General features: G+C 32.0%; 14 protein-coding genes. All 14 read right to left on the bottom strand.

Going from position 1 to position 15,109, the window contains the following annotated elements; translation table 11 throughout:
* Positions 1 to 57: 57 nt before the first annotated feature.
* Positions 58 to 1,527, bottom strand: a complete 1,470-nt coding sequence (locus J8L85_RS00070) for an agmatine deiminase family protein (RefSeq protein WP_211013673.1) — start codon at positions 1,525 to 1,527, stop codon at positions 58 to 60.
* A 443-nt stretch (positions 1,528 to 1,970) separates the two neighbouring features.
* Positions 1,971 to 2,852 (bottom strand): putative metal-binding motif-containing protein, encoded by an 882-nt coding sequence (locus tag J8L85_RS00065; RefSeq protein ID WP_211013672.1) that lies wholly within the window; start codon positions 2,850 to 2,852, stop codon positions 1,971 to 1,973.
* A 147-nt stretch (positions 2,853 to 2,999) separates the two neighbouring features.
* Positions 3,000 to 3,641, bottom strand: a complete 642-nt coding sequence (locus tag J8L85_RS00060; protein ID WP_211013671.1) for a hypothetical protein — start codon at positions 3,639 to 3,641, stop codon at positions 3,000 to 3,002.
* Between the two features lie 153 nt (positions 3,642 to 3,794).
* Positions 3,795 to 4,631 (bottom strand): DUF5694 domain-containing protein, encoded by an 837-nt coding sequence (locus tag J8L85_RS00055; RefSeq protein WP_211013670.1) that lies wholly within the window; start codon positions 4,629 to 4,631, stop codon positions 3,795 to 3,797.
* A gap of 345 nt (positions 4,632 to 4,976) precedes the next feature.
* Entirely contained in the window at positions 4,977 to 6,068 is a 1,092-nt protein-coding gene (locus J8L85_RS00050; protein WP_211013669.1) for a serine hydrolase domain-containing protein, read from the bottom strand.
* A 17-nt stretch (positions 6,069 to 6,085) separates the two neighbouring features.
* Complete coding sequence (locus J8L85_RS00045; RefSeq protein WP_211013668.1) at positions 6,086 to 6,652, bottom strand: GNAT family protein; 567 nt, start codon at positions 6,650 to 6,652, stop codon at positions 6,086 to 6,088.
* Positions 6,653 to 6,929: 277 nt separating this feature from the next.
* Positions 6,930 to 7,463, bottom strand: coding sequence for a hypothetical protein (locus J8L85_RS00040; protein WP_211013667.1), 534 nt, complete (start codon positions 7,461 to 7,463; stop codon positions 6,930 to 6,932).
* Positions 7,464 to 7,621: 158 nt separating this feature from the next.
* Positions 7,622 to 9,127: a S41 family peptidase gene (locus J8L85_RS00035; protein WP_211013666.1), complete on the bottom strand. Its 1,506-nt coding sequence runs from the start codon at positions 9,125 to 9,127 to the stop codon at positions 7,622 to 7,624.
* 90 nt (positions 9,128 to 9,217) lie between these two features.
* Positions 9,218 to 9,652 carry a VOC family protein gene (locus tag J8L85_RS00030; RefSeq protein WP_211013665.1) on the bottom strand — a complete coding sequence of 145 codons (435 nt, stop codon included), beginning with the start codon at positions 9,650 to 9,652 and terminating at the stop codon, positions 9,218 to 9,220.
* A 253-nt stretch (positions 9,653 to 9,905) separates the two neighbouring features.
* Positions 9,906 to 10,364 (bottom strand): cytochrome c oxidase assembly factor Coa1 family protein, encoded by a 459-nt coding sequence (locus J8L85_RS00025; RefSeq protein WP_211013664.1) that lies wholly within the window; start codon positions 10,362 to 10,364, stop codon positions 9,906 to 9,908.
* A 217-nt stretch (positions 10,365 to 10,581) separates the two neighbouring features.
* A complete protein-coding gene (locus tag J8L85_RS00020) occupies positions 10,582 to 11,565 on the bottom strand; it encodes a hypothetical protein (RefSeq protein ID WP_211013663.1) in 984 nt (327 codons plus the stop codon).
* 143 nt (positions 11,566 to 11,708) lie between these two features.
* Positions 11,709 to 12,407 carry a hypothetical protein gene (locus tag J8L85_RS00015; RefSeq protein WP_211013662.1) on the bottom strand — a complete coding sequence of 233 codons (699 nt, stop codon included), beginning with the start codon at positions 12,405 to 12,407 and terminating at the stop codon, positions 11,709 to 11,711.
* Between the two features lie 158 nt (positions 12,408 to 12,565).
* Positions 12,566 to 13,609, bottom strand: coding sequence for a hypothetical protein (locus tag J8L85_RS00010; protein WP_211013661.1), 1,044 nt, complete (start codon positions 13,607 to 13,609; stop codon positions 12,566 to 12,568).
* Between the two features lie 147 nt (positions 13,610 to 13,756).
* A complete protein-coding gene (locus tag J8L85_RS00005) occupies positions 13,757 to 14,884 on the bottom strand; it encodes a hypothetical protein (RefSeq protein WP_211013660.1) in 1,128 nt (375 codons plus the stop codon).
* Between the last annotated feature and the right edge of the window lie 225 nt (positions 14,885 to 15,109).

Genomic DNA, 15,109 nt, shown 5'->3' with positions numbered 1-15,109 from the left:
ATAATTAATGCCAACGTCTATGTATATGAGTAGTAGCTGACGTCTGGAAGCTATTACTTATATACTCTGTTGTGCAACGTATTTAAATTCATAATATCCTTTTGGTGCAGTTATAGGTCTTGTTTGAGTTTCTCCAGTATTCGCTTTTACTTCTATATAGTACTCTATTTCCATTCCTTCACTTCCCTCTATAAATTTAGCCTTCCAATGATTGGGGTTGTTATCCATGTCCATTGTTATTCTGTTCCAATTAGTTTGACCTTTTATCCTCCAGTTAAGAAATACTTCTTTTGTGGACAAGCCTTCTTTTCCATAGTCAATAATAGTTGCATAAAGAATAGCTTCTTGGTTTACGTTAATTTCGGGTAAGACTTTTTTAACGGATATAAGTATTTTGTTTTCATCCCATATCGCTTTTGTTCGGCAATGGATGGCATCCTCATACAGCCATCCAGTTTTTACACCTAATTCATCAAAACCCTCAAAATGATATTTAGATTTAATCGGTTGGTCTTCCAATACATAATCAAATCCTTTGATAGTATAGCCAGGCATTATAGACTTCCACGTTTTTAACGCTAAAGAATCTTCTTTAATACCGAACAATGGAACATATACATTCTTGTTAAGAATAATCGAATTGGTATATGCTGATAGATAAGCAGCTTCTTCATCTTCATAATAAACTCCGGTTTTGATCCTATGAATTGTATATGGACGATTATATACTGTTTTCAAATTCGATAATTCATTCTTAACAATGTTATCATATATTTTATATAATTTATGGTCTACCGGTGGTTCAGCAACTAAAATGGTTTCTTCATCAATAAGCTTCAGAAGACAATCAATATGTTGGATGCCCATTTCATCAAAATTTGAAATGATATGATAAGTTGAGAGTCCAAGGATTGAATCGTTTAACCTAAAAAACTCATTATTGCTTACACCATTATATCTATTTTCTGTCAGTAAAGCACACGTGGAAAACGCGGTGCCTAAACCATCAGTTAGTACATTGCCTCCAGTATTTGCAAAGGGAACATCAATTACTTCAAGTCCAATTTTATTTCCAATAGTTACTATGGCCGTATCTACATGAATACTTTTGTAAATTTTTCCAGTACTGCTATTTATGTGAAATTCAAGTGAATCATTGCAAACCATATCTGTAGATGGGCTTCCATATTTATACTGACCATCGGTAATTTTAACTTCTCCTTTATTTGTAAAAACAGCACTTGGTCCCCAATCTCTAGGGGTGACTTCCCAATTCGTTTTTAGATTAATAAAAGTTATATTTTGATGGTCTAATTCCCATTTTTTAAACCATTCTTTGGCTTCAATTTCCCCTTCTTGTCCATCTACATAAAGATAAATGTGCGTGTCCTTTGCAAATTCAATAATGAGTTCTTTAGAAATTACTGGAGGCCATACGAACATTACTCCTTTAACCGGTTCCCACTCAGCTGCTATTCTATTATTATCAATTTGTAGGTAATTCTTGCCTTTGAATTTGTTTTCCACTTTCTCATTTTGACAGGAAACGAGAAAAGAATATAATACTATTAAAAGGCTAAATCTTATCATGATTTTTTTATGTTGCACAACGGTGTGGCTATGAACAGTACGGGGGGCAAACTAATGTTTGTTTTCTGCCACACACAGCGAAATCTTTTAGTTTTGATTTACTTTTTCCTGTCCAAAGCAAATTTTGAATATTTCGCTGGTGCGTAATTTTCAATTTTGCGGTCATTATAAAAATACGCAAACCTTCTGATTATGCCAGAAGCCCATATTCTTTATAGTTTGTGTTAGCAATACTTATGTTAACATGTAGAGAAGATTTAGACACTAGATTACTTGAATAAATCTTATTTACTGTCGCTTGATAGATGTTGTATGCTATTTCTGCAAAATTATATAATCGGACATTTACGTTTTAAGATTAAATCTCTTCTTTTAAATACTTATTGAAATATATCGGTTGGTCCTTCACAACTGGAAAGAATTTCAGCGTCAGGTTCTAAACCTTCATAAGAGTAATAAATAAAGGTTCCCGTAAAATTCTGATTGTTTTCAGAGTAGGTATAAGTTCCAACAAATTTATATCTTCGAACTTGTGTTGTATATATCATTTCAAGAGTTAAATTATTTTCAGTTATAGTGTATGAAGATGAAGTTAGACTACCCGGTTCTGTAAAATCAACTGTATTGTCTTCTAAAAAACTGAATTCATAAGGTGCACCTCCACCAAGAGACCCTCCGTTCGAACAACTTGTTGATTCATGTCTTTGAAAAAACCATTTCTTGCCTAGAATGTCTAGTTCATCAACATCACCATTACAATTATTATCAACTCCGTCAGAGATGTTTTCAACTGCATCAGGGTTAATAGATGCATCTTGATCATTACAATCGGTATTATCAATAACGTAGTTCAAAGGGGCGGTAGTACCAGCTACAATTGAATCATTTGGATTACCAAACGAATCTCCGTCACTATCTTTATAATAGGTAATAGCCGTTACACATGAACCATTTTCACAAACTTGTCCAGAGCCACAATCGGTTGGGTTTTCGTCAATTGTTCCGTCTCCATTATCATCTATCCCGTTACATACTTCAATAGCGTCTGGGTAGGCGGAAGAGTTGTTGTCATCAAAGTCATTATCATTATCCACATAACCAATTGGCATTGTACAAGATTGTATGGCATTATTTGAATCTCCAAATCCATCTCCATCAGCATCTCGATACCAAGTTTGTTCTGTACAATTATCATCTTCACTACACGAGTGAATAAAAAATAAACCAATAATTAATAATGTTGCCGAATAAATTGTTTTCATTTTGTGCATAATTCGTATTTACTTTTTTTTATTGCTAACGTTACGTGTATGATTAGTTGCGTAGTCTAAATACCTAATTCAGTAAATAAAAACCGAATAGAAAGTCCGCAAGGACTTTCGTAAATAAGCCAAAACCAGCAATTAATTTTATAGGGTATTAGCCATTGTTTTTTTATAAATATTTTTGCCGTTTCTCATAAATTTTTTCAAATTCCAATTTTTGTCATTACTACCATAACTTATGATTCCATATTGTTTATTTATAATTTCATAAGTTGTATAATATTTATTTTTTTCTTTAAGTACGATTTCTCTGTTTTTTTCTGAAAGTGCATTTAGGTCTTTTATTTTTTGTTTAGAAACTCCAAGAGGCACCCAATATTCTAAACTTTTTTCATATTTCTTTCCGCCAAAATAATCATTAGCATCTAATGTCAATAAGATAGTTGATGTATTATGAATCCCTTTTTCATTGTAATCATATTTATTGTATGAATCATCTTTATTTTTAGGTAGCTTAATAAGTTTTCTTTGAATTCTAACCTCAATAACTTCTTTTGGAATAATTGAAAAAGGAATAGCTGGCAGCTCTGATTTATAAATTTCTGTAACTATAATTTTATCTATTTGTCCAAAGTTTGATTCAAAGACTAATTCATCTCCAACCATATAAGGTTGCCATCCTAAATCTTTTTTATTTAAAATATCTCCTCTAATAGAATTGAAAATAAAATATCCACCTATAATAATGACCAACAATAAAATGCTAAAAACTATTTTAAATTTCATTTAGTTTGTTTAATAATGGCTAACGGATCGGTGATATGGTTTGTTGCGTGGTTAAACAACTAAGTTGACAAATAAAAACCGAATAGAATATCCGAGAGGATTTTTGTAAGTGGGCTAGAACTAGCAATAAATTATATACGGTGTTAGCCATAGTTATTTTTCCATAACTTGCTTTAATTCTTTGACTTTCCAATTGTCATTTTCTCTTACAAATAATTCAAACATTGCGACGTGGCTCAAACCAGCCAAAACCATAATTCTTTCGTCAGATTCTTCTGTGTTTTTTTGAATTAACGACCACATATATAGATTTCTTTTAAACCATTCCGATGTTAATAAAGGCCCGGAAAAATCTTTTGTTCCACCTGCTAAAAGCATTAAATTATTATGAAAGTCATTTGAAAATTTTCGCATTTCTTGACTATTTACAAAATAAGTAAGTTCAGTAAGTGAAAGTCCTGATTCAATTTTATTGTCAAAATCAGTGGTAAATTTGGAAATTCCATTTTCAATCCTTGTCTTTAATTCAGATTGGTTGTTATTTTCAATTTCTTTCATAACATCTTCAAATGGAAATGAGGTGGAATAGTCTATTGCGTATATTTTTTTTAAGTCATTTTCTTTTGCGATTCTGAATGCTAATTGAAAAATTTCATTTTTTAAATAAAAGTTCGAAAGACTATCGTTTTTGAAATAATTACCTTTTGTATAAATTTGATAAAGAGAATCTAATTCCTTTTGTTCGTCATAAGGCCATTCTACAAATATTTTAGTGGGGTTATATGCTTTAATATTTTTCGATATTTTTTTCAATTCATTTTGTGATTCTTTTTTTAGAATATCAAAAGATTTGGTTTTGGCAACATCTGCACCAGGATTATTGTAATGAAATGTCCCAACAAGTAAGACTTCTTTAATATTTGACTTTTCTTGTGCTTTAATACAATTTAAAAACAGAAATGCCATTGATAAAATTACATAGTTTTTCATATAAAGATGTTTTATTAATTGTTTAGGCTTAATAATTCAAACCTCTACTTATATAGACGTTTAAAGTTTTAAAATCGTTGCCTGAATGCTTGGATTCAATGTTTTTTTATAATTATGGCTAACGGCTCGGCTAAGCGTAGTGCGGAGGCACGCCGTCTGCGACAGCAGTGGGCGAGTTGGCGCGCTGGCCAGTTTCCGTCTGGTGACGAAGCTAAAGGGTATTGTTTAGTTTTTATCTTGTTTTTCTAAAAGCCAAATCAAAAGATTTGGGGACCTAACAAATATACACAAGCCTTTAAATTAAGCACTTATTACCCTATTTGCTATAGCCGTTGTTATGCTACGTTATTTTTCGGTCTCTTTTTCCGCTATCAATTCTTTAAAGAAATCAGCCACTCCTGAAGCACCCGTTTTCCCATTGTCGTCAATATTTGATAAAATAACTACGGTATAGTTATCTTTCATAAAATCCATAAGTTCCCCTCGTACACCATACCAACCTCCGCTATGCCCTTGAATTGTTTGGTTATAACGCAAGTCGATATCTATACCATATCCCAAATTTGTGTTATAGCCTTTTACTTTTGGCTCGAACATTAATTCGGCAGTTGATTTTTTCAATAATTTACCGTTTCTCAAGGCTTTCGAGAATTTAAACAAATCTTCAACGGTTGAATAATGGAATCCTGCGGGCGATGCTTTTGAAAGGTAATATTCGTTTCTTTTTGGAATCTCGCTTTCGCCAAAAAAAGTAGTGTATCCACTAGCTTTGTTTTGTACGACTGAATCGATTTCCAACTCCCCCGTATTTTCCATTTCTGCTGGTTTGAAAATGTTTTCCTTTACATAGTCATAGTAATTCTGGCCGCTTACTTTTTCAATTATCAAACCTAGGAGAACAAAGCCGGAAGCACTATAATCATATTTTGTGCCCGGTTTGGAAAGTAACGTATCATTGGCGAACAGCGGAACGAAATCGGATATGGTCTTGTATTTCATTTTATCTGATTGCAAATAGTTGCCCACATAAAAATTGTTGTTTCCCGATGTGTGCGTCAGTAGCTGATGGATTGTTACCGAATCCCTCACGAGTTTATTTGGATAATTGGGCAAATATTCTCCAATAGGAACGTTTAGTCCAACTTTTTCATTTTCATAAAGTTGCAAGGTTGCTACTGCCGTAATCATCTTGGTAATCGAGGCAATGTTGAACTTGGTATCCAATTTATTTTCGATACCGTATTCAATGCTTGCAAGTCCAAAAGCCTTTTTCTCTATTATTTTATCGTTGTGTGCTACCAAAATTGCACCTGAAAAATTGCTTGGCTTTAAGTTTTCCAAAAAAAGTTTGATTTCGATTTCTTTTGTTTGTCCATAAGAATTAGTTAGAAATAGTAGAAGCGCTATCGCTGTATGAATTGATATTTTGGATTTCATCGTTTTTATATTATTGTCTATGGCTTTTTCCATTCTTCCTTAAGAATGCTATATATAAAAGTTCCTTTACTTTCTCCATATGATTGGATGTTGTAATTTCTTAAGAGACCCTCTTTGACAGCTCCTATCTTTTCGATTGCCTTTTGAGATTTTATGTTATTTATATCAATCTTAAACTCAACCCTTCTAAGTTTTAAAATGTCAAAGCAATAATCTAATAAAAGTTCTTTACAAACCGCATTAATGCCTGTTCCTTGAAATTTATGACCAATCCATGTCCATCCTATTTCTAATCTTTTACTGGGAAAACTAATATTTCCAAACATTGTGATTCCGATTGGATTATTATTTTCTTTACTTGTAATTAATAGCGGATATATTTCTTTGTCTTTTTTTGAGTTTAAACAAAAGTCAAAGTAATCCAATAAATCATTTCTGCTTTTTACCCTGGCACCAAACTCTCCTAGTTCCTTGTTATAGCTTATAGATTCTATTTTGTCAATATCATTAATGGATAAAGGGCGTATTAAAATTGACTCGTTTTCAAGAATCAATTCAGATGAGAAAAATGTTTCTAAGTTCATATTGTTTTGTGAAGGCTAGATGTTTTTCATAATGTGTCATAACGGTTGGGCTAAGCGTAGTGCGGAGGTACGCCGTCTGCGACAGCAGCGGGCGAGTTGGTGCGTTGGCGAGTTTCCGTCTGCCGACGTAGCTAAAGCTTATTGTTTTGTTTTTTCTTTTTTTGTTCCAAAGCTAATTTTGAACATTTCGCTGGCGCATAATTTTCAATTTAGCGACATTATAAATATACGCAGACCATTCGGTTAAGCCAGAAGCCCGTATTGTTTATAGGTTTTGTTAGCCAACGTTATTTCTTTTTTCAATCCAATTGGCAATCCGTTTGTAATTGACCAATAGTATAATTCCTAATATTAAATTCAATGTTGATATTGTCCACTGGAAATAGTCCACTCGTCCCTCGTTTCCATAACTTTCGAGCATATTAAGTCCATTAGGCGAAACTTCACTTTTAAATGCTAAATATGTGTAATGTAGAAAGTTGGGCAAATAATCGATGATCAAAAATCCAGAAATTAAAATGAGAGCAAATTTCACTATTCCGATAGCGTTAAAATTTCCGATTTCCATTCTGTCATCGTCGAATCCCTTATCAATTTTCAGCCAGTCGATAATCTTATCTGTTTTTCTTATTAATAATACATACAGTCCAACTGCCAAAATAGTAGCTCCAAAAATCCAGAGTATTGCTATTGGTTCAAATTGATAAGTGACATATCCAATATTCGATGGGATGTAATTAAATACTGTTAGAATAACAGAATAAAGTCCAAATAGTTTGAGGATGATTCTAAAAAAATCTCGTTTGGTCATTTATTGGTTTTAATGTTGGCTAACGGTTCGGCTATGATTAGTTGCGGCGTTAGAAATCCGCAGGATTTCCCGCCGTACACTAAACATAGTAATTATGCGTGGATTTTTCGTAGGAAAATCCCCAGCAATTACTTATAGCCATTGTTGTGCGTAGTTTTTTATTCTTGCGTTAATATCAATTCTTTTAATTTTTCAAGTTGCGTGTCCGATAGCCAAAGAACCTGATTGAGGTCTCTTTCAATTTTTATGTCGGGTTCTGTTCCGTAACCGTCCAAAATTTCTCCATTCTTTTGAAAAGAAACCATTGTACTTATTTTTCCAAATAGTTTTGAGTTTGGCAAGTCAACCCATTCGCTGTTTCCACTTGAGCCGTCTGTTGTTATTCCTGCAATCTTGATGTTTGGTAAGTCCTTGAAAGCAGAAACGAAAACAGATGCTGCACTAAATGTTTTTTCATTGGCTAAAATATAGACAGGTTTGTTATAGTGAAAAGTTGTTTTACCTAACTTCTTTCCATTCAACAATCCAAAATAATATTCGCTGTATTTGTTTTCATCCAATTCATAGATTGGCTTAAAATTTTTTAAAAATTCTGTTGCCTTTTTTTGTTCTTCATCGTCTAATTCGGATAAGGTATATAAAAAACGATTGTTTAAACTTTTTTTATAATCTTCTGGTAATGGAAGCGGACCTCTTTGTTTAGTAGCATTTACAACATATATAGAATCTGGATGTATTAAGTATTTTGAGAATTCATACAATAAATCACGGGTTCCGCCACTGTTGGCTCTTACATCAATAATCAAGGCTTCGCTATCATTTTGGATTGATTGCATAAATGAATTGACTTTATCAAAAAGAAGAGGTGCTTCATCTTTATTAACCATTTCGGGAATTTTGATATATGCGATTTTTTCTTTTATGTTAAAGAGCTTTTCGATTATTACAGGTTTATTATAATCTTCATCTTTTACTCTAAAAAAATCTACCTCAAATCTTTCATCCCAAGGTCTTTGCCTTTGTGACTTATTAATTGTTGTAACAGTCAAAATAGTGTCATTGTTGAAAGTAGAATCTGAAAGTGTCAATTCTATTTCTTTAGAAAGTGTTTTATTGAGAAGTATATAATTTTTTTCAATGTCTCGAATATCTCTTACAGCATATGTAAAATAGGTTTCTTGCGGTGCTTTTATGTCTTCTGGTCGTGTTTTTTGTAGGAAATCATTAATATCAATTCCGTCAATTTTTTTGAGATAAGGAAATTTAGGATTGAGTATTTCTAACTCTTTATTTTGATTTTTATTTAAAACAACAACTCTATCATATAAAGGAGCGTAAATAAATGGTAAAAACAGCGATTCCTTTAAATCATAACCTCTTATTCCACTTAGGGAAGAATGTCTGTCTCCAATTTTTGCTAAAGTATTGGTAATAAACATTCCAAAGTTCTCAAGTCGGGTGGAATCGCTTAAAGTTTTTAAATAGTTTTCAAAATCGGTATTGAAATCATACTCATTTAGGTAAACATAGGAAGACTTTTCATTTAAAGTCTTTGTCAGAAATTCAATGTCTTCAGTTATCTGTTTTTTACTGAGTAAATCCTGCGCTTGTGAAATGGCTACATTGAGAGTTAATATAATTGTAAAAAGGATTTTTAATTTCATTTATGATGTTTTCTCAAATTACGCCCAACGTTTAATGTAAAATGCGTTTTAATGCATTTTTACATAGTGTTGTGCGTTCGTTATTTATATTCAATTGTTTTCAAAAGCAAAACTAATTTTCCAATTCACACCAAATTTATCCATACAGATTCCATAGTATGAACCCCAAAACTGGTCAGAAATAGGAAGCTTTATTTCTCCTTCTTTTGATAGTGAATTAAATAACCTATCAGCTTCTTCCTTACTTTCGGTACTGATATAAAGCGAGAAAAATTTAGAAGCATTTTTTTCTTTCCTACTATCATCAATAATATCGGCTCCCATTAAAATTGTTTCATCACTAATCGGTAATCCAATGTGCATAATATGTTCATCTTCACAATTTGGAAAATTCTGTCTCGCAACTTCAGGAACATCTTTGTAACGTCCCATAAATTTGTAATCCTTTTTAAAAACAGATTTATAAAATTCAAATGCTTTTTCACAATTTCCGTTAAAATATAAATAGGTGTTAACTATTGCCATAATTTTATTTTCTCTTAGTAGCTATTCAAAGTAACGCTATTCCTAATGACGCACAACGGTTAGGCTATGCGTAGTGGGGGAGCGGAAACACAATTCCCGATGCGCCACAATGCGTAGCCAAATCTTTTGGTTTTGTTTTATTTTTTTTGTCCAAAGCAAAATCCCAAAGATTTTGCGACCTCATAAAAATACGCAAACGTAGCGAATAAACACCTTAGCCCACATTGCGTATAGGCATTGTTACCTGTAGTTTTTATTCCGGCTGAGAGATAACCTCAATCGTTTGTTTTAGGTCCTCAGGTTTTTTTATGCGGATATTAATAGTTTTGTAAATCCATACAGAATCTACTTTGTCCGCAAAAATGTCCATTTTACTCTTTATTTTTCCATCCCCTTTTGATCCAGTAACCGTTACGGATAGTTCAATTGTTTTATAATCATTTGAGTATTTATGCGAACCTTCGATTACTGCTAACTTACCGAGAGGTTGTAATTCTCCTAATACTGCAATAACCTTTTCGTCTTTTTTTGCTAATTCCAATGCGTCATCATAAAGGGACGATTCCGCATGTATTTTTGCCATTCCTGCTATTTTTTCTCCAACTATTGAATTTGACGTTAATCCGATGATGGAGATAAGAATTACAATTATAGGCACGAACCATTTCCAATTCCGTTTAAACCAACTCTTATGTTCAATTAATTCATTCATTTTGTGAAATTACAGGTAACGGTGCGTATATGAAACGTAGCGTGCAAATACACACGGAACTTCGTATTGTACACAAGCCGAATTTTTAAATTTTCTTTTTATTTTATTTCTCTCAAAAAGCCAAATTTAAAAATTTGGCGGTCTTAGCAAATAAACACAAACCTCTCGGAAAGCCTTTATTAGCTATGTTTTATACACGTTGTTGCCCACAGTATTTTTAATCCGTTACTTTTCCTTGTAACTTGATTGGCTGTATTCCAACAACTTTATCTTTGTCATCAAATATTATTTTAATTAATTCATTCGGTGGATTTGAAATATCATCTTTATATTTAAATTGAAGCATAGTAAAAACACTTCCATCAAGTCCAGCTTGGATTCCGCTATAAATTAATTCCGTTTCTCTATTAAAGTCCAAATTGTCAATCAATATGTTTAATTGCTCTTCAGTTACAGTTTTTAGTATTAATTCCGATAAATATTCTTTTGACTTTACTAAATCTTTATTTCCTAAAGTTTGAATAAATTCTTGCGATATTGCTTTTAAGTTGTCAAGCTTTTTCTCGCTTAATTTAGGTTCAATTTTCTCTTCTTTTTTATTGTTTCTAATATAAAGTCTAATTCTATGAGTTGGTGCAGTAGTTGCCATTCCTCTTTTTTCGTAAAAATTAGAAACAACTGTGTACATCTCAATTTCTGTACTGTCATTTGGAAACCATTTATCATTCTTTTTCAAACCACCTTTTTCATTAGCTCGCTTTAAGTCAGATAAGTCTCCTTTGGATTGAGGTTTGCCATAAAGTTCAGTTAACTTTTGTTCTAATTCATTAAATTTTCGAATGAGAGTTTTCTGGAATTTCTTCGATTGCTTTACATTCAGTTCGTTAGTTTTTTTAAAATGCCTAACATCCCATTCGTAAAGTACTTTGGTCATTGAAGAGTCTTTGTCTTTGAAATAGAAATAGGATATTAAGTCAGGAATTATTTTTTCTTTCCGTTGAAATTTAATCGGTTGAGCTTCTCCGCTAAAAGAGACGTGGTTTGAAGTTGTTGGTATTCTTTCGCTACCTAATTTTTCTTCCATTTGGATATATTCTTTCAACGAAGTATTATGAATATCAAATCCAAAATCTTGTCCAAAAACGGTAATTCCGATTAATAAAAATCCAAGTGTTAGTTTATTTCTCAAAGGTTTGTTCATATTGTGGGCAACGGTTCGTGTATGATTAGTTGCGGACTTTTCCAACGGAAAATGTCCGCCTGACTATAAAGATAATTGATTGCAAGGATTTCCAATTGGGAAATCCGACCGCAATTAATTATATACCGTGTTGTGGGTAGTTTTTATTTGAGTCCAAGTTGAGTGTCCAAATAGTTGGCCCACTTTTTATTTCCAATAGGATTTATTCCATGTTCTGTTTCCAAGTCAAACACATCATTAATCGAATCGGAAATCTTGTAATAATATTCGATTACTTTGTATTTTTCTTCTATCGAAGGAAATCTTAGGTTTTCAATACTGTCCATAGCTTTTCTTCTATAAACCTCTGTCAAGTCCAAATGTCTTTTTTCATGCCTGAGAAGCTTTTTTAAAGTATTGCTATCCTTTTCCTTAAACAATTCCTTTTTAATCCATGAATTTTTACTGTTGTCAGCGGTGAAAATAATTGATGAAGGAAAATTATATACTTTGCTGAATTTTCCAATAATCGATGGATAAACAGCTGCAGTAGCATTCAAATCTTCCATAGGTTCGCCCTTAAAATGCTCTATACTCAATTCCTTTTCAGACCAGTAATGCCAATTGCTAAATAATGTTTTGTAAATCAATGCATCTGGTAAAACAGTAACTATTATATTAAGAGATACAAATATTATGGAAATTGATTTTAGTAATCCATTTTGTTCATTTCTTATTTCGTAGACATAAAACAGGGCTACTAAAATCAGAGGATATATAAAATGATAGTAGTAATAATGCAGTTTTAGGATTATAACGATTATAGAAGCGATTATTAAAATTGCATTTCTAAATTCTTTCAAAAGAGTCAATTTAAATTACCCACAACGTTTAGTATAAGAATAGTAGCCGATTGCGGGCTTTATTCCTGTCAAGTTACACAAAGGTTGAAGCGGGCTACAACCTTTGAATTTACTGATGAAACGGCTATTATTTTTATACATTGTTACCAGCTGTATTTTTACTTATCTATATTGAAATATTTTTTAACGACAAATCCAGATTTCGGTTCTGATGTCTCCATATCAATATATGAAATGAGAAGATATTTATGTCTTATCTCAATGACTGTTACTTGTTGTCCAGATTTTACAAGTCCAATTATTTTTGAGTTTTTCTTATCTGCATAACGTAAATTTACGTTTGTCCTTGCTGTTCTTGTTTTATTAAGTTTATTAAGTTCTAATTCTATTTTTTTCGATAAATCTTGGTTTAACTTTTCAATATCTAGTTTAATTTCTTTAGTTATTTCTGTGTTAGTTTTATCGGTTGGAATAACAAAAGGATTGTAGAATATTAAAAGAAAGCTAATAATTGCTATTATTTCAAAAATCAACTGTCGAGCCTTGTCAGTTTTTGTTTTTCCTAGTAATCCGAATAGTTCAGAAACTATTGAATTTTTAAAATTCTCAAGGTCTTGAGCTGTAATTTGTTCTATATTATCTAATAAACCGTCTGCAATATTTGCAATAGTCTCATTTGCTTCTTCTGCAATAGAAATATCATCCCAATCTCTTGTTAAAGCTATATTTCTCAAATAAGTTTTAGAGATACCTTGTAAAGCAATATCTAAACTATTAAAACTATTTAAATGAGATTGACTCAATGTTTTAGCAATTGCTGATAAATTATTAGAAAGGAGTAGTTGACTTGTGGCAAAACCTGAAAGACTATCCGAAACTAATTGATTTTTTTTTGCAATTTCAGCAAGTGTAGAAGTCAATCCAAATAGTGCCGAATGATTTTTAGGATATTTAGTTGCATCCAAATGTGCTTGAATACTATTTCCTGCATTTATTGACGATGTATTGATTTGTTTCATTTGTTGGGATATTGTCTTCGCAATATCTGTCAGTCCAGTTAATGATGAGAAATTGAACTGTGCTTTATTTTGTTTTTCTATTGCAGAAGCTATCCCCTGAAGTGAAGACAATCCAAATGCACCTTGCATCGTTTGATTTTGCTTTTGAATTGTTTTAATTATGTCATTTAAGTTTGTCATCATTTCAATATTGCTGGTAACGGTCTTGGGTATGAAACGTAGGGCATTTCGAAGCACTTAACTGTCCACCCGAAACCGAGTTTGCTAAGTGCCGAAAACTTGCGAAAACCACAGTCCGCCCTATGTTTTTATACCCATTGTTGGCAATAGTTATTTTAGATTTAGATAATAATTAAATTCTTCTAATTCTTTTAAGAAATCAGGTTTCACCTCATTATTATTCTCTTGGTCAATTATTTTTTCTTCAATTAATGTGTTTAGAATTGCATGAATAGAACCAAGATATTGTATTCGTGTAATTTCAATATCATCTTGATGTCTTGGTCTGGAACTCAAATAATCATTCATAAGAGAATTTTCTTTTTTCTTATTCTCCATATAAATAAGGTATTCCTCTAATATTTTCTGGTCATTTAATGTTTTTAACAACCAACTAATTTGAGATTCTCCAAATCTTTTATAAAAGTTGAAGATAGTTTCTGAATATTGACTTAATTTAAGTTTCACCCCTTTTTTGTACTTCGCAATTGCTTTCTCTTTCTTTTTGTTTTCAATATAATCGGAAATCTTAGAAGTAGGGATACCAATGCATATACTTACAAGAGCTATGCAGAATAAATAGTAGAAAAATCGAGCAACGTGTATCCCAAATGTTCCGAAAGTTAACTTATTCCAAAAGCTTAATTCTTCTTTCTTTTCGGACTCATATGATCTAACAGTGTAAATCTCACCTCTCAAACCTGAAATTTCTCCAAAAGGTGTAATATCCGGTAACTCTCCATTATTGCAAATAGTGAGAATTTTCACAGTGAAATATTCATCATAGTCAATTGGTACTTTATCTATGAAAATATTATTAAGTGAATCAATGCTAAACTTCACATTGTTCTCAAAGAACTTTCGGGAGGAGTTTATCAAAGATGGTGGTTCAGCAATATTTCCTCTTGTTATTTTAAAGCCAAAAGGAGTTTTACTGTAATAATCATTTTCAGTGATAGGCGCGTTACCTTTATTACTTACCCTAACAGTAATAAGAACTAATGACTTTTTGGACTTTTTTAAATCCTGATGTTTGTAATGAATTTGTAATTCAGATACATCTTCTTTTAAATCTAAAACTTGTGTATTTGACAGTATATCAAAAACTAGTTCAGGTTTTTCTTCTTTAAAAAAGTCGGCATAAATACCATATCCGATTCCAATTATGCCAATCAACGTCCCTAGAAATGACCAGGAAAATCGCTTGTCCATTGTTTTTATACTATTCCAAATACTCATTTCTTCTAATTATTGCCAACGGCTCGGCTAAGCGTAGTGCGGAGGCAAGGAAACTTTTCGTTTCCGGCTACCGACGTAGCTAAAGCTTATTGTTTTGCTTTTTCTTTTTTTTGTTCCAAAGCTAAATCCATAAGATTTAGCGACTTCATAAATATACAGAGACCATTCGATTTAGCCCAAAAGTCAGCATTACGTTTAGGCATTGTTAGCTATAGTTATTTCCGC

The organism is Maribacter sp. MMG018 (assembly GCF_018100785.1).
Lineage (GTDB): Bacteria > Bacteroidota > Bacteroidia > Flavobacteriales > Flavobacteriaceae > Maribacter.
This window is presented reverse-complemented; position numbering and strand designations above follow the sequence as displayed.